General features: G+C 44.7%; 20 protein-coding genes. All 20 read right to left on the bottom strand.

Going from position 1 to position 17,439, the window contains the following annotated elements:
* On the bottom strand, positions 1 to 1,443 hold the full coding sequence (locus NYE45_RS10965) for a chemotaxis protein CheB (protein WP_340016659.1): 1,443 nt from the start codon (positions 1,441 to 1,443) through the stop codon (positions 1 to 3).
* A gap of 32 nt (positions 1,444 to 1,475) precedes the next feature.
* Entirely contained in the window at positions 1,476 to 2,363 is an 888-nt protein-coding gene (locus NYE45_RS10960; RefSeq protein WP_340016658.1) for a MinD/ParA family protein, read from the bottom strand.
* Complete coding sequence (flhF, locus tag NYE45_RS10955; RefSeq protein ID WP_340016657.1) at positions 2,360 to 3,712, bottom strand: flagellar biosynthesis protein FlhF; 1,353 nt, start codon at positions 3,710 to 3,712, stop codon at positions 2,360 to 2,362. The genes NYE45_RS10960 and flhF overlap by 4 nt, the downstream gene beginning before the upstream one ends.
* Complete coding sequence (gene flhA, locus NYE45_RS10950) at positions 3,709 to 5,742, bottom strand: flagellar biosynthesis protein FlhA (protein WP_340016656.1); 2,034 nt, start codon at positions 5,740 to 5,742, stop codon at positions 3,709 to 3,711. Before flhA ends, flhF begins: the two co-directional genes overlap by 4 nt.
* Positions 5,743 to 5,767: 25 nt before the next feature.
* Positions 5,768 to 6,877, bottom strand: coding sequence for a flagellar biosynthesis protein FlhB (flhB, locus tag NYE45_RS10945; RefSeq protein ID WP_076330677.1), 1,110 nt, complete (start codon positions 6,875 to 6,877; stop codon positions 5,768 to 5,770).
* Positions 6,874 to 7,662, bottom strand: a complete 789-nt coding sequence (gene fliR / locus NYE45_RS10940; RefSeq protein WP_076330676.1) for a flagellar biosynthetic protein FliR — start codon at positions 7,660 to 7,662, stop codon at positions 6,874 to 6,876. Before fliR ends, flhB begins: the two co-directional genes overlap by 4 nt.
* A 10-nt stretch (positions 7,663 to 7,672) precedes the next feature.
* On the bottom strand, positions 7,673 to 7,942 hold the full coding sequence (gene fliQ, locus NYE45_RS10935; RefSeq protein ID WP_076330675.1) for a flagellar biosynthesis protein FliQ: 270 nt from the start codon (positions 7,940 to 7,942) through the stop codon (positions 7,673 to 7,675).
* A 25-nt stretch (positions 7,943 to 7,967) separates the two neighbouring features.
* A complete protein-coding gene (fliP, locus tag NYE45_RS10930; protein ID WP_076330674.1) occupies positions 7,968 to 8,723 on the bottom strand; it encodes a flagellar type III secretion system pore protein FliP in 756 nt (251 codons plus the stop codon).
* The gene (locus tag NYE45_RS10925) at positions 8,720 to 9,256 is read right to left on the bottom strand and encodes a flagellar biosynthetic protein FliO (RefSeq protein WP_340017352.1); all 537 of its coding nucleotides are present in this window, start codon (positions 9,254 to 9,256) and stop codon (positions 8,720 to 8,722) included. The genes fliP and NYE45_RS10925 overlap by 4 nt, the downstream gene beginning before the upstream one ends.
* 11 nt (positions 9,257 to 9,267) lie before the next feature.
* Positions 9,268 to 9,633, bottom strand: a complete 366-nt coding sequence (locus NYE45_RS10920) for a response regulator (RefSeq protein ID WP_017689175.1) — start codon at positions 9,631 to 9,633, stop codon at positions 9,268 to 9,270.
* A gap of 28 nt (positions 9,634 to 9,661) precedes the next feature.
* Positions 9,662 to 10,927, bottom strand: a complete 1,266-nt coding sequence (gene fliY, locus NYE45_RS10915) for a flagellar motor switch phosphatase FliY (protein ID WP_340016655.1) — start codon at positions 10,925 to 10,927, stop codon at positions 9,662 to 9,664.
* The gene (fliM, locus tag NYE45_RS10910; protein ID WP_076330671.1) at positions 10,917 to 11,915 is read right to left on the bottom strand and encodes a flagellar motor switch protein FliM; all 999 of its coding nucleotides are present in this window, start codon (positions 11,913 to 11,915) and stop codon (positions 10,917 to 10,919) included. The genes fliY and fliM overlap by 11 nt, the downstream gene beginning before the upstream one ends.
* Positions 11,916 to 11,955: 40 nt before the next feature.
* Positions 11,956 to 12,417 carry a flagellar basal body-associated FliL family protein gene (locus NYE45_RS10905; protein ID WP_340016654.1) on the bottom strand — a complete coding sequence of 154 codons (462 nt, stop codon included), beginning with the start codon at positions 12,415 to 12,417 and terminating at the stop codon, positions 11,956 to 11,958.
* Positions 12,417 to 12,638, bottom strand: coding sequence for a flagellar FlbD family protein (locus tag NYE45_RS10900; protein ID WP_024630220.1), 222 nt, complete (start codon positions 12,636 to 12,638; stop codon positions 12,417 to 12,419). The genes NYE45_RS10905 and NYE45_RS10900 overlap by 1 nt, the downstream gene beginning before the upstream one ends.
* 66 nt (positions 12,639 to 12,704) lie before the next feature.
* Positions 12,705 to 13,520, bottom strand: a complete 816-nt coding sequence (gene flgG, locus NYE45_RS10895) for a flagellar basal body rod protein FlgG (protein ID WP_340016653.1) — start codon at positions 13,518 to 13,520, stop codon at positions 12,705 to 12,707.
* 82 nt (positions 13,521 to 13,602) lie between these two features.
* Positions 13,603 to 13,986: a TIGR02530 family flagellar biosynthesis protein gene (locus NYE45_RS10890; RefSeq protein WP_145146928.1), complete on the bottom strand. Its 384-nt coding sequence runs from the start codon at positions 13,984 to 13,986 to the stop codon at positions 13,603 to 13,605.
* On the bottom strand, positions 13,983 to 14,540 hold the full coding sequence (locus NYE45_RS10885) for a flagellar hook capping FlgD N-terminal domain-containing protein (RefSeq protein ID WP_340016652.1): 558 nt from the start codon (positions 14,538 to 14,540) through the stop codon (positions 13,983 to 13,985). Before NYE45_RS10885 ends, NYE45_RS10890 begins: the two co-directional genes overlap by 4 nt.
* A gap of 19 nt (positions 14,541 to 14,559) precedes the next feature.
* Entirely contained in the window at positions 14,560 to 15,951 is a 1,392-nt protein-coding gene (locus NYE45_RS10880; RefSeq protein WP_340016651.1) for a flagellar hook-length control protein FliK, read from the bottom strand.
* Positions 15,952 to 15,991: 40 nt separating this feature from the next.
* The gene (locus NYE45_RS10875; protein WP_062833793.1) at positions 15,992 to 16,933 is read right to left on the bottom strand and encodes a DUF4088 family protein; all 942 of its coding nucleotides are present in this window, start codon (positions 16,931 to 16,933) and stop codon (positions 15,992 to 15,994) included.
* 43 nt (positions 16,934 to 16,976) lie between these two features.
* Entirely contained in the window at positions 16,977 to 17,429 is a 453-nt protein-coding gene (fliJ, locus tag NYE45_RS10870; protein WP_062833792.1) for a flagellar export protein FliJ, read from the bottom strand.
* Positions 17,430 to 17,439 lie beyond the last annotated feature (10 nt).

Raw genomic sequence — 17,439 nt, 5'->3', positions numbered from 1 at the left:
TTATTTCACTGCTTGAACAAGTTTAGACGCGATCTCCTGCAGTGGCAGAAGATGACGAACGCATTGCAGCTCTACAGCAGAACGCGGCATACCATATACAACACATGTTTCTTCATTCTCGGCAAAGGTTGATGTAACTCCAGCTTCGTATAATCTCTTCATCATACGTGCTCCATCACTTCCCATTCCCGTCAGCAAAACAAGATGCCTTTGTAAAGATGTAAACGGCAGAAGCGACTCAAACATCGTATCCACTGAAGGTCTATGTCCATTCACTGGTTGATCTTCAGTCAGCTTCACGATAAACTTCCCGTCCGCTGTTTTGTTAACTTTCACATGGAATCCGCCAGGTGCTATATAAGCAGTCCCTTTTTTCAGGACCATACCCTCTTCAGCTTCAACCACATGCAGGGGACTGAACGTATTCAATCGTTGAGCCAGAGAACGGGTGAAATTGGGCGGCATATGCTGCACAATAATGACCGGTGCTGGCAAATCAGCAGGCAACTGCTCGAGCAATGTCTTGAGAGCCCTAGGGCCACCCGTAGAACAACCTATCGCCACAAGCTTGTTAAACGACCCTTCCGGGCCCCCTGCACCTTTTGGAACAGGATTAGATTTGGCTAAATCCTTGGTTTTTGCAGAGGCAGAAGTTGCTGCTATTTGATCAGCTGCCACCCGAGCTGCATTAGGTAGTCGAATTTCCTTAGGAGTCTGTACTGGATTAGCTGACCTCACTGCTTTTTCTGCATTTGTCCCCGAACTACGCTCTGGCTTCGGCAAAGGCTCTGTTTTATTCTCTACGCGGCCTGGTTTCGAAGGTGATAGTGGCGCAATGGGTTTCTTTGATTTAGCCTGAAAGACTTCAGTCCGCTCTCGTATAGAGCGTTGATCCGTATGAGCAGGTTCGATCGTTTTTTTCACAGGCTCCACTCGATCCCTGGCTGGCATTTCTTTCTGCACTGGCTGAGTTGGGGGAGCAACCGTTCCGCGCATCATGTCTCTATTTTTCATGGATAAATCACGATCAGCTTTTCGTTTGATCTCATTCATCGCAGCACGCATGCGCTCAACCAAGGCTTTACCAACTTGAGCGATATCCTGGTCATGTACAATGGATGGTTTGCGAATGAAGTCAAATGCCCCTGCTTCAAGCGCCATAATGGTTTCTTTCATGCCTTGTTCATTGATACCAGATAACATAATTACAGGAACGAAGGATTCCTTCATAATTGATTTTAATGCGTCCAACCCATTCATTTCGGGCATCTCAACGTCCATTGTGATAATATCCGGTTTCAATTCTAGCGATTTTTGAATAGCTTCCCTACCATTTGATGCCGTTGCCGTTACCTTAAATTCCGAATCCGCTTCAATTAAATCCGTAACAATCTTACGCATAAAAGCGGAATCATCGACAACCAATACTTGATACACCGCCATGTTGTGTCACCCCTGTTTCCTTTATTCAGAAATCATGTTGTTCGTTTAAGCCACTTATTCATAAATCCCCTGATTCCTGTCAAGGTTCCGGACTCCGGAGTTGCAGGTACAGCCAAATAACGAAGAGCAAGTTTCTCTATATCCTTGGAGGCTTTGGCATTGGGATACGCCAGACTGTAGGGCATTTGTCTTTTAACCGCCTTGACTACCTGTGCGTCTTCAGAAATATACCCAAGTAGCGGAATATCCGTCTGCAAAAACCGCCTTGCCACTCCAGCTATTTTATCTGCCACCCGTTCCGCTTCCCGTTCGTCTTCCACCCGGTTAACGATCATCCGAAAGGGTGTAGCATTTTCCTGGCCGTGCATAACTTTGACTAAAGCATAAGCATCGGTTATTGAAGTCGGTTCAGGTGTGGTTATAATCAGGCATTCATCGGCAGCACCGATAAACGTCATATTCTCTCTGGAAAGACCTGCCCCTGTATCGAAAATGACATAGTCCATTTCCTGAGCAATATCCTCCACTTGACTGGCGAAGAACTCCAGATCACGGTCAGACAATGAAAATAATTCTTTCATGCCTGATCCTCCAGCAATGTAAGGCAAGCCGCTGGTACCCAGTTGTATGATCTCCCTTATGGATTTTTGTCGGTACAACAGGTGGTAAAGATTATAGGATGAAGACGTACCCATAAGAACATCAATATTAGCCATTCCAATATCAGCATCAAACACCAGTACCTTTTTCCCTAAAGCCTGTAATGCCAGTGCAAAGTTCAGTGTAAAATTGGATTTCCCAACACCTCCCTTACCACTAGCTACAGTAATGATTTTAGAGGAACGGATATCTCGCTCAATGCCTTCCATTTCCATTGGCGCCGAGACCATACTTCGAAGTGAAGCTGCCTGATCCTTCATTGTGTCCATTCTCCCAGCAACTGTTTAGACAACGAATCTGCATCCGGCTTCAACAAATCGTCTGGAACATTTTGGCCGTTTGCCACATATGCAAGCTTGAGTGGAAAACGATGCAACAGGTTAAATAGCGGACCGCAGCTCCCAGTCTCATCCATTTTGGTGAAAATCACCTTATCCAGGCCATATTTACTGAAATGTTCTGTGATCTGAACCATATCAGCACTTTTGGAAGTCATGCTCATGACCAAAAAGGTTTCACTATTCTCGACAGGAGCAAGCAAACTTTGCAGTTCCGAGACAAGTAATTCATTTCTGTAGTTTCTACCTGCGGTGTCCATAAAGATCAGGTCACAATGCTCTAATCGAGAAATTGCACGTTGTGTATCACCGGGCGATTGTACCACCTCAAGTGGAACATTGAGTATAGATGCATACGTTCTAAGCTGTTCTACCGCCGAGATCCGATACGTATCAGATGTAATGAATCCAACTTTACGTTGTTTTTTGAACATTTGTTCAGCCGCCAATTTCGCAATTGTCGTGGTTTTCCCTACACCGGTTGGTCCAGCTACATAGACGATTCGAGTAGTAGGAAGAATGCCTTCGTCAATACGTTCTTCCAAGAAATGCATGACCTCAAGTTTTACAGCTTGTTCTACATCCTGTTCCTTCAATCCATCCTCAGACCATTTTGCTTGTATTGAATCAAACCAGGATTCCCACACTTCAGGCCAAACCTCTTGTTCTGTCAAACGTTCTCGGATCGTATGCAGTTCCTCTGGCACAGCATCCACAGAAGTACCTTGCTTTGAAAGCTTGGTCACCATCTGTTTAAGATCCTGCAATTCAGTCATCAACTTGTCCTGCTGCAGGTCTGAGACAGTTTGCTTCGTCGCAGTTGTTGAACCCGAAAAATCCGCCCCTTGCGGTCGCGGTTTATGATCCGTGCTCGAAGAACCTGAGCCGCTGTCTATGTCTGAACCGAGCTTACTCGATTCAATCATAGACGGCGCAGCCGCAGATGTTTCCTGTGCACTTTGATCAGCTATATTCGTTGTAGCCGACTCATCCGAAGCCGCAACAAAAGAACGAGCTGTTTGCCGATAGGCCTCAGGTACAAATGCACGAGGTACAGGTGTGAAATGATTTTGTACTGGCTTCGTCGTTTGCTTGTTTTCTTCCTTATCCACTGCAGCTACAACTTCGATCCTTTTTTTGCGGAACATTCCCATCACACCGCCCACCTTGATCTCTTTGGTGGACAGAATGACGGCATCACTTCCCAGGTCTTTGCGAATTTGAAGCATAGCTTCGGGCATGGTCTCAACAACGTATTGTTTTACTCTCATAAGTTCACCACCCCGATACTTTGAATTTCAACATTCGGCTCTAACTCGCTGTAGGAAAGTACAGGAATGTCCTGCATAGTACGTTCAATAACCTGACGCAGATACATCCGAATAGTTGGAGAAGTTAATACAACAGGTTGTTGACCTGATTGAATCAAACGGTTAACTTGTTCACTCAGCTTCTGATACACACTTTGTGTAGATACAGGGTCTAACGCAAGATAGCTACCTTGATCCGATTGTTGCACACTTTCAGCAATTTTTTTCTCAAGACCAGGTCCAACCGTGATCACTCGAAGTGTCTCACCTTTCTGTGAAAACTGCTGAGTAATCTGACGTGAGAGGGATTGTCTAACGTATTCAGTCAGAACATCAGGATCCTTCGTATACGTACCATAGTCAGCCAGTGTCTCGAAGATGGTAACCATATCACGAATAGATATTTTCTCACGCAATAACTTGGCAAGCACTTTCTGCACATCACCAATGGAGAGGACTGAAGGAATCAGTTCATCTACCAGCGCAGAATAGTTCTCTCTGAGATTATCCACAAGCGCTTTCGTTTCTTGTCTTCCAAGTAACTCATGCGCATGTTTCTTAATCAGTTCCGTCAGATGTGTCGCCACAACAGATGGCGGATCTACGACCGTATACCCTGCAAGTTCAGCTCTGTCTTTGGTTACTTCATCAATCCATAGTGCGGGAAGTCCAAAAGCCGGCTCTGTTGTTTCAATACCTGTCACAGACTCCTCATCATAACCAGGACTCATGGCAAGGTAGTGATTCAACAACAGTTCTCCGCCGCCAACCACGTTACCCTTAATTTTGATAACATACTCATTGGGTCTGAGCTGGATGTTATCTCGTATCCGTATGACCGGAACAACCAACCCCAGTTCAAGAGCACACTGCCTCCGAATCATAATAATCCGATCCAATAAGTCCCCACCCTGCTGATTATCAGCCAGCGGGATTAAACCATAACCAAATTCAAACTCAATAGGGTCAACCTGAAGCAGGTTAATTACACTTTCAGGACTTCTGACCTCTTCAATCTGCTGCTCTTCTTCCAGCTGTTCTTCCGCTTCCTGTTTCAAATTCAAATTATTCTGCATGCGCCAAGCGGCAAATGCCAGCACGCCTGCCAACGGAAGCGTGGTAATAACATGAATCGGTGTGAAGAAACCAAGCATGGCAATAACGAAAGCTACAATATAAATGAGTATTGGATATGTAAACAGTTGCCCCGTAATATCCTCCGCCAAGTTTCCTTCGGATGATGCTCTTGTAACGATGAGACCTGCTGCCGTTGAAATAAGAAGGGCAGGAATCTGGCTAACTAATCCATCTCCTATAGTTAAAACGGAATACGTGGCAAGTGACTCAGCAAAATCAAGACCATGCACAGTCATCCCGATGATGAATCCACCAATCAAATTGATCAGGAGGATGATAATACTTGCAATGGCGTCTCCTTTTACGAACTTACTTGCTCCATCCATTGCTCCATAAAAATCGGCTTCGCGTTCAATTTTGGAACGACGCTCACGAGCTTGTTGCTCGTTGATCAGACCCGCATTCAGATCCGCATCGATACTCATTTGTTTACCAGGCATCGCATCGAGGGTAAATCGGGCAGCAACTTCAGCTACACGCTCCGAACCCTTGGTAATAACGATAAACTGAACGACAACCAAGATCAAAAACACGATAAATCCAATCGCAATTTGCCCTCCAGCAATCCAGCTACCAAAGGTAGCAACAACGGCTCCAGCATCCCCTTCACCAAGGATTAGCTTGGTTGTCGAAATGTTCAGTGCCAGTCGGAATAGTGTAGTGATCAGCAGCAAAGCTGGAAAAATGGAAAACTGCAACGCTTCTTTGCTGTTCATGGCAACAAGGAGTATCATTAGTGCAATTGAAATATTGACGACGAGCAACATATCCAATAACCAGATTGGGATCGGGAGAATCATCATCAACACAATGCCGATAATACCCGCAAGGACAGCTAAATCTTTTGTTTTCAATGAATGTACGGCCTCCGATCCCCTTTTATTTCGTTCTGCCCTTTAGTTTATATACATAAGCCAGCACTTCAGCTACCGCTTGAAACAAATCGGCCGGTATGGCGTCACCAATCTCGGCTCTCTGGAACAATGCCCGTGCCAGCGGCTTGTTTTCCATCGTAATAACACCGTGCTCTTTGGCAATTTCCTTTATACGCAAGGCGACATAATCCTGACCTTTGGCAATAATCTGCGGTGCCTCCATCTCGGAACCTTCATACTTTAGCGCAACCGCAAAGTGGGTCGGGTTCGTAATGATTACATCTGCATTCGGTACTTCCTGCATCATTCGTTGCATAGCCATACGACGCTGGCGTTCCCGGATTTTACCTTTGATCAGCGGGTCACCTTCCATTTTCTTATACTCGTCCTTGATATCTTGCTTGGACATGCGAATATTCTTCTCATAATCATACTTCTGGTACATGTAATCAAATATAGCAAGTACCAACAAAGCTACGGCAATTTTGACTCCAAGACTTAAAGTGATTGAAGCAGCAAAATGTAAAATAGCATCCATTGAAAAATGAGAAAGCGATGCAATATCGGACTGGTAACTTGTAATCGTGCTAAACACAAGATAGCCGATGATGGTCATCTTCAAAATGGACTTAGCAAATTCAACTAAAGAACGAAGAGAAAAAATATTTTTGAATCCCTTGATGGGATTCAATTTCTCCAGTTTCGGCTTCAGGCCTTCACCTACAAGTAGAAAACCTACCTGCATGTAGTTAACGATCAAAGCAACTAATGCCACACCCAGCAGAACAGGAGCAAGCAGCAACATTACTTCTACACCGTATCGCATCATGAGCGACATTACATTTTCATCGGTGACTTCCATGCTCAAGCGATTGATGAAGATATCCGTGAAGAGTCTAACCGTACGCTCCTTGTAGAAATCACTGAAAACCATCATGATTAAAAAGGTGAACAAGAGGATTGAGGCCCCGGATATCTCCATGCTTTTGACAACTTGTCCCTTTTTACGTGTATCCTGTCTCTTTTTCGGGGTAGCTTTCTCCGTCTTTTCCCCTGAAAATAACTGGAGGTCGAGTTGAAGTTTCATTCGAATCTTGTCCTCCGTTTCACTCATCCCGGCCTTTGCCCAATGGTCCCAAGCAATTTTTCCATGGATCTGAACATTACTTCGAACAATTGACCAAATACAAAGGCGAAGCTGGGAACCAGCAAAAGCAAAATAGCAAGCCCGACGAGCACTTTAAGCGGCATTCCGACAGCAAACACATTAAATTGAGGAGCCGTTTTTGCCAAAAATCCTAATCCTACATCCGTCAAAAACAAAGCAACTACCATTGGTGCCGCCATCTGAAAAGCAAGCATGAATGATTCTCCTAACGTACGAATCAAAAATTCAGCAATACTCCCATCGGCCAACCTTAGAAAAAATGCATTTGACAACGGGATCCAGCGATAACTGTATATGAGGGCATCCAGCAGATAATGATGACCATTCATGGTTAGAAATAAGAGTACTGCGAAAGCATATTTGAAGTTACCTGTGAGCGGTGCTGAAGCGCCTGTCATCGGATCATACACGTTCGCAATACCAAAACCGATTTGAATATCAATGAAAGCACCTGCTGTCTGTACAGCCGTCATCAATAGGTACGCAACAAACCCCAAGAGCAAACCAATCAAAATCTCTCTGATGATGAGCAAAATATAACTCAGATCTGTAGGTACGGTCTGGTTTATCCCATATATCAAATATACAGTCAATGTGACAAAAGCAGACAACCCAATTTTGATTGAAGCAGGTACATTTCGAGCCGAAAAAATCGGTGCAGTTACAAAAAATGATGTGATTCGACAAAACATAAGCAGAGCGACAGGGAAACTTTGCAATAATGTCTCCATCTGCTAAAGCCTACCCTATGTATCTGTATAGATTATCGAGAATGTTGTACGTGAAATCGACCAATATATTCAAGATCCAAGGTCCAAACAAAAGCACTGCCAGAAGCACGGCAACAATCTTGGGCACAAAAGCTAATGTTTGTTCCTGTATTTGAGTGGTGGCCTGAAAAATACTGATTGCAAGTCCTACAACCAGAGCTAGTATAAGCATGGGTGCGCTGGCCAGCAATGACGTGTATACCGCTTTCCCGGCCAGACCGATAATAAATTCCGAAGTCATGACCGTCCTCCTTTAACTTTCCGGCTCAAGTATTAAAACTCAGCAACAGTGACTTGACTACCAGATACCACCCGTCCACAAGGACAAAGAGCAGTATTTTGAAAGGTAATGAGATCATGACTGGCGGAAGCATCATCATCCCCATTGCCATGAGTGTACTCGCGACAACAATGTCTATAACCAGAAACGGAATGAAAATCATAAACCCCATCTGGAATGCTGTCTTCAACTCACTGATTACATATGCCGGCACCATAACAGTAATCGGAATATCCTGGTAGGTATTTGGCTGTTCCGTCTGATTGTACTTCATAAATAGCAACAGATCTTTTTCTCTGGTGTGAGTAAACATAAATTTCTTTATGGGATCCGCTGCTTTTTCAAGTGCCTCGGTTTGCGTAAGGTCTCCCTGGAGATAGGGCTGAAGCGCTACCTGATTTATGGAAGACAACGTCGGCGACATAATGAAAAGTGTCAGAAATAGCGCCAAACCTACCAGCACCTGATTGGGCGGCATTTGTTGTGTACCCAGAGATGTACGTACAAAACCGAGTACAATGACAATTCGAGTAAAACTGGTCATCAGTACAAGCATTGCTGGTGCAATGCTAAGCACCGTAATTAACAGAATAATGGACAGTGAACTCGTGCTTGGTGTGCCTCCGTCACCGTTTCCGATTTGAATATCAATATTCGGGATCGGTTCGGCAAAGGCAACCGTGACAGATGCCAGACTGATAAGTCCCATTAAACAACACGCTAACCAAATCTTTTTCTTCATGAATCCCTCGACCGATCTGTAGTATTGTCTTTATCCAGGAGCTTCTCCATCTTCTCTTTACGGTTAGGCATCTGCCGAAGTTTGGATTCAAACATTTCGTGAAAAGAAGTTGTGTCCTCTAGTTCCATTTCCCGCGGCGGTTCATCTTTACGGAAGCGTTTTGTGAGTTTGGCGATGAGAGGCGAGAGATTCCCTTGTTGTGCAGCAGCATCTCGTTCGAATGAGTCAATGATTCTTTGCGCCTCTTCCAGATCCGAGACCTTATCTATCAACTGGATGTCTTCACCTACACCAAGCAGATATACACTCCCACCAATTTCTATAATTTGCAGCGACTTGTTTTGTCCCAGTCCAACCCCGCCCAGAGTACGAATTGTGCCGTCCCGGAACATTTGCTGATTCCGTTTGTTTAAAAACCGGATCAGATAAACAATAAGGACCAGGATGACGGCCAGGACAACAATCACCCATACAAGCTGTAAATAATAATTGGCTCCCGCGCCAGCTCCTTCTGGAAAATCACCCTGAGCCATCATCATGTCTCTTAAACGCCCAGTGTCTTGCTAATTGCTTCGATAACCCGGTCAGATTGGAAAGGTTTAACGATGAAATCTTTGGCACCTGCTTGAATAGCGTCGATTACCATCGCTTGTTGACCCATCGCAGAGCACATAATCACTTTTGCGTTAGCATCAATCTTCTTGATTTCTTTTAAAGCTGCAATTCCATCCATCTCAGGCATCGTGATATCCATTGTGATCAGATCCGGACGAAGCTCTTTAAATTTCTCAATTGCTTGTGAGCCATCCTGTGCCTCACCAACAACCTCATATCCATTTTTGGACAAAATGTCCCGGATCATCATTCTCATAAATGCAGCGTCGTCTACGACTAAAATTCGGTTTGCCATCTTGATTCAAGTCCTCCCTAAATTGTGCTTATTGTAATTTCTGAATTCGGTCCCATTGGCTAACGATATCTATAACACGAACACCAAAGTTTTCGTCAATAACAACAACTTCTCCCTTGGCGATCAGTTTGTTATTCACCAAAATATCGACAGGTTCACCGGCTAACTTATCCAGTTCGACAATCGAACCCTGTGACAGTTCCAAAATATCTTTAATTTGCTTCTGGGTCCTTCCTAATTCTACGGTGACTTTAAGGGGAATGTCCATCAATAAATTCAAATTGTTTTCGTCTACCTGACCATACGCCCCATTTTGCAAATTGGCGAATTGAACTGGCTGTACGTTAACATTCCTATTTGGCATTCCACCGTAATGTTGAGGTGCACCATAAGGTTGCTGCGGCGGCATGCCATACGGCTGCTGTGGCGGCATTCCTTGCGGCATGCCCATTGGAGCTTGTCCATACCCGTTGTAGTCCTGAGCAGGCTGTTGTGGAGCCTGTTGGTGCTGAACGGGTGGTTGCTCCGCAACGGGTGGTGGCGTTGCTGGTACAGCTGCTGGTGCAGGTTCAGGTGTTGATGCCACCGGTGCGCTTGCAGTTGACTCCTGAGCGCCTCCAATTAGCATGTCTACCATGTTTTTGGCAAAATGTACTGGAAGCAACTGCATCAGATTGGAATCAATCAGATCTCCGATTAACAGACGAAATGAAACTTGAATCAGCGTCTCATCTTCTGGAAGGTTACTTACGCCCTCACCACTCTCCAAATTGAGAATATCGATTCCCGGTGGGGAAATATTCACAAAACGGTTAAAGATCGTGGACATAGAAGTAGCAGAGGAACCCATCATTTGGTTCATCGCTTCCTGTACGGCACTAATATGGATTTCATTCAGTTCTTCATCTGCCGGATTTCCTTCGCCACCCAACATCAAATCAGCGATGACTTGAGCATCTCTCTTCTTGATGACAAGCGAGTTAATGCCTTCGAATCCATCCACGTAATTCACATGAACGGCAACATGCGGTTTAGGAAAAGCTTCTTCAAACTGTGTTCGACTAATGATGGAAACCTTAGGTGTTGTAATATCTACTTTTAGGCCCAATAGCGTGGACAAAGCTGTTGCCGCGCTACCAAATGTGATGTTGCCAATCTCCCCCAAGGCATCCTGCTCCAGCTCGGTCAAAAAATCATCAACCGTCTTCTCAGCAGGTTCCGAACTGTTTATCGATTCCGATTGCCTGAGCAAAGCATCGATTTCTTCTTGGGATAAATAATCCTTACTCGTCAAATTCTTCAACTCCTTCGGTGACAATCTCGTCTATTTGCACAGCCACACGGTCTTTGATTGTTCCCGGACTGCCCATGTATTTCAGTTTGTCACCCACTTTAATGGAAAGTCCCTCATCAACTGGTTTGTTCAACGTAATGACATCCCCAACGGACAGGCCCAAAAATTCTGCAATTGAAATTCTGGATTCTCCCAATTCCGCAACGATGGGTAATTTGGCTTTGTTCACACGTTCTCTTAGAGCTTCATATTCTTCCGGCGCTCTCGTTTTCTTCTCTGAAACAAACCACTGATGAGTTGACAACCGTGACATAATAGGTTCAAGAACGACATGCGGAATACATAGATTGATCATGCCTGTCGTGTCACCAATTTTGGTACTGAGCGAGATCAGAGCAATGGTCTCATTGGGAGATACAATCTGCATAAATTGCGGATTGGTCTCCAGCGCTTCCATCCTTGGGGAAATATCCAACACGGTCTTCCATGCTTCCTGCAAACTTTCAAATGCACGGCTGAATATCCGCTCCATGATAGTCGTCTCAATCTCCGTCATCGATGCGATCTTGGTCGGAGCACTTCCGGTTCCACCAAGCAGGCGATCCAACATCGCATATCCCACGTTCGGATGAACTTCCATCACCATTCTTCCCTGTAGTGGCTCCGCTTCAAAAATGTTCAATATCGTCATCTTAGGAATAGAACGGATAAACTCATCATAAGGCAACTGTTCGACCTGAACGACATTGATTTGAACGAACGTCCGCAGCTGGGCTGAAAAATAAGTGGTGAGAAAGCGTGCAAAGTTTTCGTGAATACGAGTCAAGCTTCGAATATGGTCTTTGGAAAAACGTACTGCCCGCTTAAAATCATACGATCTAATTTTCTTCTGAGTTTCTTCCTTCTTCAATTCTTCTGCGTCCATTTCACCAGAAGAAAGGGCTGCTAATAGGGCGTCAATCTCATTTTGTGATAATACATCCACCATGTTCTCACCCCCTTACAGGTCTACAGCGTGTTCTGTTCATTTACATCGGCGCCATCACAAAAGCTGAAAAACTAGTGCTGCTCAACTTACCTTCAGGTAAAGCTTCATTAATGAGTCCAGTTAATCTCTCATTAAATTGTACTCGGCCCTTCGCTGTAGCCAGCTCCTCAGACTTGGTATCCGCAAATGTCTGAATGATAATAGGCTTCACTGTAATTTCTTTAATTTTCTCAAAATCTTCTTTGGCTGTTTTGTCTGACAACTTGAATGAGAAGCTGACAACTACAACATGATCTGTATCAGCCAAGTTGGTTTTAATTTCTCCAAGCTCTGAGGAAACTTCTACAATCTCATCCGCAGTCATCCTCTTGGCTTCAGAAGCTGCAGCAGTATGTGTGTCATTCTTAGTCCCATTCTGTCCTTGCATAAATACAAACACAACCACCACAATGAGTGTTATTGCCAGCAACATTGTTGCAAGCCAGGGCATCATCTTTTTCATCAGGATTCCTCCGTTTGCTGCACTTTGATAGTGGCTGCCTGAACCCCGATTTCACGGTTGTAATCTTTAATTTTGGAAATAACTTCATCGGCTTTCTCAAGCACAATCAGTCTCTTTCCAGTTACCAGAGTAATATACGTGTCCGGCGTCTCTTCCACAATCTCAACCATCAGCGCATTTAACCACATGGGAGAACCATTTAACCGCGTAACCGAAATCATGCTAAGCCCCCTCGATCAGAGTGGGAGGAGCAAGCTCCTCCACATTTTAAAAATCACCATCAGCTATTAACGTTTCAGGTTAACAACTTCCTGAAGTATTTCATCCGACGTTGTAATGATCCGTGAGTTTGCCTGGAATCCACGCTGAGCTACGATCATTTCAGTAAACTCTCCAGTCAGATCCACATTAGACATTTCGAGCTGTCCAGCAATGATTGCTCCTGTTCCGTCCTCAGCACTGTTCGCTGTCAATGGTTCAAGTACCCCATCCGGATTCGCGTTCGCTGTCATACGGTACAAGTTGCCCCCAATTTTCTCAAGACCTTCAGGATTGACAACTTTACCTATTCCAATCTGCGGACCCGCTTCGATGGTTCCGTCTGCCATGGTCTGGTTAATCGTTCCATCCTGACCAATGGTGAAGGAAACGACGTCGTCTGGAATAGTAATATTTCCACCACCGTTATCCAGAACAAACAATCCATCCGATGTCAAAAGGTTACGCGCAGCATCCACATGGAAATCACCCGCCCGAGTCAGGTAAGGTACTTCCTGATCTTCACTCAAACGTACAAGGAAGAATCCATCTCCATTAATCCGAAGATCTGTTGGATTATTGGTTGTCATGGGGCTACCTGCCAGATGTAGCGTATCAATTGAACCTACTGTTACACCAAGACCGATTTGTTTCGCATTGACACCACCAGATGCATCGCCAGGGGCAGTTACCCCTGCCGTAGTTTGGCTCATAATATCCTTGAACATAACCCGACTGCCTTTGAAGCCAACCGTGTTTACGTTCGCAATATTGTTACCAATTACGTCGAGTTTTGTTTGGAAACCCCGCATCCCGGAAACGCCTGAGTACATTGATTTCAACATTTTTTAAAAATCCTCCCAGTCTTCATTTGGTTACCGCATCAGTCGGTCAGCGGCATTCCGGCTCCCGAGAAGGGCCAGCCGGTCAAGAAATGATTACGGCACTATCAATTTGAGTGAACACATTATCCTTCATGCTTTCACTATCCATAGCGGTAACCACTGTACGATTTTTGACATTGACGATAAAAGCCATATCCTGCATCAAAATCAATGACTCTTTGGCTCCCTTGGCAGCAGCTTTGTCCAAAGCAGAACCAATCTGTTCCATTTGCTCCGTTTTAAGTTCAATACCACGCTGTTCCAATCGCTTGGCAGCATGATTGCTCAACTTTAGAAGATTATCTTCCAGGACCTTCGCAAAAGGCTTTTCGGGTACAGCCGAGGCTTCTCCCGTTTTGGGTCTTTGAAGCATATTCGGAGTAATCGGGCCTGCATATAATTGTCCAACCGTTATGCGATCACTCATATCGTCTTACCGCTATCTTCTGTATCACCCGTTTCAACAGCTGATTCAGCTTCCTGGCTCTCGTTCGATTCAGGAGTTACATTCTGAACGTTCTCTACCGGAGTTTGATTCTCTTCTACCTGTTTTGGATAATTCACCTGAATAATCTCATCCAGCTTAATCTCGTCATTGCCCACTTTCGCGTATTGAACGCTATCTCTTACAATGATGGAATCCACGATACCCTGTCGAAGAGTTCCATTATCCTCTTTATTAGAAGAAAGCCAACTTACCTCCATGCCAATCATGCCGGATACAGCACCAAGTGACTGGTTCAATGTTTTAAGTTGAGTCGAAATATTGACCAATTGTTCCACTGAACTGAACTGTGCCATTTGAGCGATAAATTCCTTATCCTCCATCGGCTGCATCGGGTCTTGGTTTTGCAGCTGGGTAATCAGGATTTTTAGAAACTGATCTTTGCCCAATTCTTTTGTTGCAGCGCTTGTGGTTGCTTTATTAGCTGCCGAATAGTTCGGCCAGGTATTATTGGTTGAAACAATTTCATTAGCCATTTGCTCACCTCATTTCTGTTTAAGCCTTTGCACTAAACGTATCTCTTTGTAATTCGTTTCCTTCGACTTGCTCGCTACGCCAATTACGCAATTCTTCTTGAATACCTGCTGTAGCTATAGCATCATCCGATTGTTCCTCACGCTCACGTGAACGACGCTGTTGCTGAGAGTTACTTCCCGGCTGACGGCCTCCATCCTGATACATCTGTGATCCGATTGAACTGTTCTGCGTAACCTCAAGTCGTTCTACTTGAATCCCCTGAGCTTGGAGTGAAGAACGGAGCTGCATCATTTGTTGTTCAAGCATGTCTTTGGCCATCGTATGTTCTGTCATAAACCGTGCAACCAATTGCCCGTTTTGCAAAGTAATCTGTACATCCAGCTTTCCTAGATGCTCAGGACGAAGTGAGATGGTCGCCTCGGAAAATCCTTTTTGCTGTACAATATCCAGCTTGCTGACAACAAACTGTGTCATTTCTTTGGCAAACTGTGATGTTTGCATTACAGGTTCAGCCGGTTTTCCTGCTGTTGTACCTGATGTACGCAACGATAGCTCTCCTGCAGTAATGATGGTTGAGTGATCCACTTCTGCACCTGCATTTAAAGCAGATGTCGCCTCCGTGTCACCTTTCACCTGAATTCCAGAATTAGCCGCTGCCGCAACAAGAACTTGTGGTACAACTGAATCCTGTTTGGTCGCTTGAAGTGAAGTCGTTGGAGCCACTTGTACAGCCTGATCCTTAACTGCAGCCAATGTATCCAGTATGGATTTCAGTTCAGTCCATCCTTTGTTGCTAGTGGTATCCACTCCAGTCTCTTGAAGCTGACTCTGCAGAGATTGTAGCAGATGCTTGAATTCGGGAGCGTTCTTCGCAACAGTACTCTCTGGTTCATTCATCGCAGCTACTAATTGTGTAAGCATATCCTGCAAAACAAAACGTACTGCTGCCGGATGCTGTGAGAGTTCAATTGCAGGTACTGTATTGGCACTGCCAGCTCCATCCGAAGACTCGTCAGAACCTTCTGCATTAGTACCAGAAGCATCATTTAGTTGTGTATACATCTGTTGAATTAGAGTCTGCAAGCCTGCAAGTAGCGTTGGATCATTTTCCAAAGCTTCGTCAAGAGATTCCAAATCCGCGAACAACGAATTCAGTATATCTGTGATTGAGGTCGCTTCCCCGTCTTCACTTGAGGCAAAGGAAAATACCAATGGATTAGCTGTTAAGCTTCCAGTAGCGCTTGAGCTATCACCTTCTGTAGATCCTCCGGATAATGACTGTGCAAGAGTTTGCAGAAATTCACCACTAACAGCACCTGCAGCTGAACCTTTTGATTGTGCTCCAGTCGTCTGACCAGTTCCTGCGGTTTTTGCAGATGCTGTGGATGTCATTTGATACACGATCGACATTTATTTTCACCTCCTCTCGGTTCCATCAGTTTAATCAGAACTACTTGTTACCCATTAATCTGTTCAAAATCTTTGCAGTTTCTACCGAATCCTCAGAAGACATGTTTTCAAGCAATTGAGAGCGTGTCGCATCGTCTACTGAATTCAGGATCGTCAATGTTTTATCAGGACTTAACTTGTATGTTTCCAATAGAAGCTTGGCACCACTTGAAGCAGACATCGAAGCAAATGTTTGACTCAGCTGGTTTTTATCCAGGTTTTTGCTCGTCGTTGTTGCTGCAGTTGATGTTGCTTCGGTTTCTTTCTTCAATCTGGATTGCAGTGCATCCAGTGCCAGATCTCCGGACGGTTTGGCATCCTTCATCATCATGGTGACATCGGCGGCTGTTTTCGGGTCCATCTTTTCAAGCACCTTGGTCCGAGCAGATGATTGCATGGCATTCAACAAAAGTACCATTTCCTCATTCGTCATATTTTGCAAAATCGGTGCAGCTTTGCTTGGGCTCATATCAGCATACATTTTAGCTAAATCTTTTATTTGCTTTTGATAATCGGATTCCGTTTCCGGTGTTGCCGCCGTAGCGGTTTCAGCAGCTTTTTCTGCATCATCCAACTTCTTCTGAAGGTCCGTCGCTTTCTTCGCTTCAGTTGTTGTCGCTTCCTGTGCTGCCTTGAGCTCTGTTTCTTTGGCGGTTACTTGGGACTTCAGCTTTTCGATTGTCGCTTCAGCACTTTCAACTTGCTGCTCGCTCTTCTCCAGCTTCTCTTTCTCAGGATCCAGCACAGGATCAGGTACCCATTCCTTAACTACCGGAATTTTGTTGGCAAATTCAAACAAATTGTTACGAATATCTACATTAAAAAGCGTAAGCAATACGCCTAGCAATACTACGGTGAATACAATTGGGATTGAAATCATGAGAAATTTTTCCCAACCGCCTCCCGACTCTTTTTCCATGTCGCTATCGTCTTTAACAGCCATCGTTCATTCCTCCTTCGCGAGACAACTTCGCGTCCGGCTCACATCAATTCGCGCGTCCGGCTTTGGCAGCGAAGCGTACAGTAGCCATCTCGTCCAGATCGTTCTGTTCCCGGAGGAGCATCTCCTGCTGAAATTTGATTTTCGCCTTGTCTCTCGCTCCAAGCCATACTTTTTCGTCAATCATCTTACCGTTTAGAAAGGTCTGATTCCGTTGCACATTGACCTGAGCATGTTTAACATCACTGTTTTTGCGTGAAATGCACTCGTCAAGGTGATGTACATAACGCTGCATTTCCTGCAGACTGTTTACAGACGCTGTATTTTCCGTAGCAGATTGGATTATCCCCACCAGATTACTTCTATCGTTCAGAAGTTGTATCAGATGCTCTTCTTCCGTCTGAAGTTTACCGATCGCTGTGGATAACATCCACTCTGCCTGTGTTTTCTCATTACTCTTCAGGTCAACAACTTTCTGGAAATGATATCGAAATTTCATCGTTTACCCA

Origin of the sequence: Paenibacillus sp. FSL K6-1318 (assembly GCF_037976905.1) — a bacterium.
Taxonomy (GTDB): Bacteria; Bacillota; Bacilli; order Paenibacillales; family Paenibacillaceae; genus Paenibacillus; species Paenibacillus amylolyticus_A.
The sequence above is the reverse complement of the archived record's forward strand: the minus strand, read 5'-3'. Positions and strand labels throughout refer to the sequence as shown.

Coding starts and splice junctions, on each gene's coding strand:
- NYE45_RS10965 (WP_340016659.1), bottom strand. CDS start 1,443: ATGGCGGTGTATCAAGTATTGGTTGTCGATGATTCCGCTTTTATGCGT.
- NYE45_RS10960 (WP_340016658.1), bottom strand. CDS start 2,363: ATGAAGGATCAGGCAGCTTCACTTCGAAGTATGGTCTCGGCGCCAATG.
- flhF (WP_340016657.1), bottom strand. CDS start 3,712: ATGAGAGTAAAACAATACGTTGTTGAGACCATGCCCGAAGCTATGCTT.
- flhB (WP_076330677.1), bottom strand. CDS start 6,877: ATGAGTGAAACGGAGGACAAGATTCGAATGAAACTTCAACTCGACCTC.
- fliR (WP_076330676.1), bottom strand. CDS start 7,662: ATGGAGACATTATTGCAAAGTTTCCCTGTCGCTCTGCTTATGTTTTGT.
- fliQ (WP_076330675.1), bottom strand. CDS start 7,942: ATGACTTCGGAATTTATTATCGGTCTGGCCGGGAAAGCGGTATACACG.
- fliP (WP_076330674.1), bottom strand. CDS start 8,723: ATGAAGAAAAAGATTTGGTTAGCGTGTTGTTTAATGGGACTTATCAGT.
- NYE45_RS10925 (WP_340017352.1), bottom strand. CDS start 9,256: ATGGCTCAGGGTGATTTTCCAGAAGGAGCTGGCGCGGGAGCCAATTAT.
- NYE45_RS10920 (WP_017689175.1), bottom strand. CDS start 9,633: ATGGCAAACCGAATTTTAGTCGTAGACGACGCTGCATTTATGAGAATG.
- fliM (WP_076330671.1), bottom strand. CDS start 11,915: ATGGTGGATGTATTATCACAAAATGAGATTGACGCCCTATTAGCAGCC.
- NYE45_RS10905 (WP_340016654.1), bottom strand. CDS start 12,417: ATGAAAAAGATGATGCCCTGGCTTGCAACAATGTTGCTGGCAATAACA.
- NYE45_RS10900 (WP_024630220.1), bottom strand. CDS start 12,638: ATGATTTCGGTTACGCGGTTAAATGGTTCTCCCATGTGGTTAAATGCG.
- flgG (WP_340016653.1), bottom strand. CDS start 13,520: ATGTTGAAATCAATGTACTCAGGCGTTTCCGGGATGCGGGGTTTCCAA.
- NYE45_RS10890 (WP_145146928.1), bottom strand. CDS start 13,986: ATGAGTGATCGCATAACGGTTGGACAATTATATGCAGGCCCGATTACT.
- NYE45_RS10885 (WP_340016652.1), bottom strand. CDS start 14,540: ATGGCTAATGAAATTGTTTCAACCAATAATACCTGGCCGAACTATTCG.
- NYE45_RS10880 (WP_340016651.1), bottom strand. CDS start 15,951: ATGTCGATCGTGTATCAAATGACATCCACAGCATCTGCAAAAACCGCA.
- NYE45_RS10875 (WP_062833793.1), bottom strand. CDS start 16,933: ATGGCTGTTAAAGACGATAGCGACATGGAAAAAGAGTCGGGAGGCGGT.
- fliJ (WP_062833792.1), bottom strand. CDS start 17,429: ATGAAATTTCGATATCATTTCCAGAAAGTTGTTGACCTGAAGAGTAAT.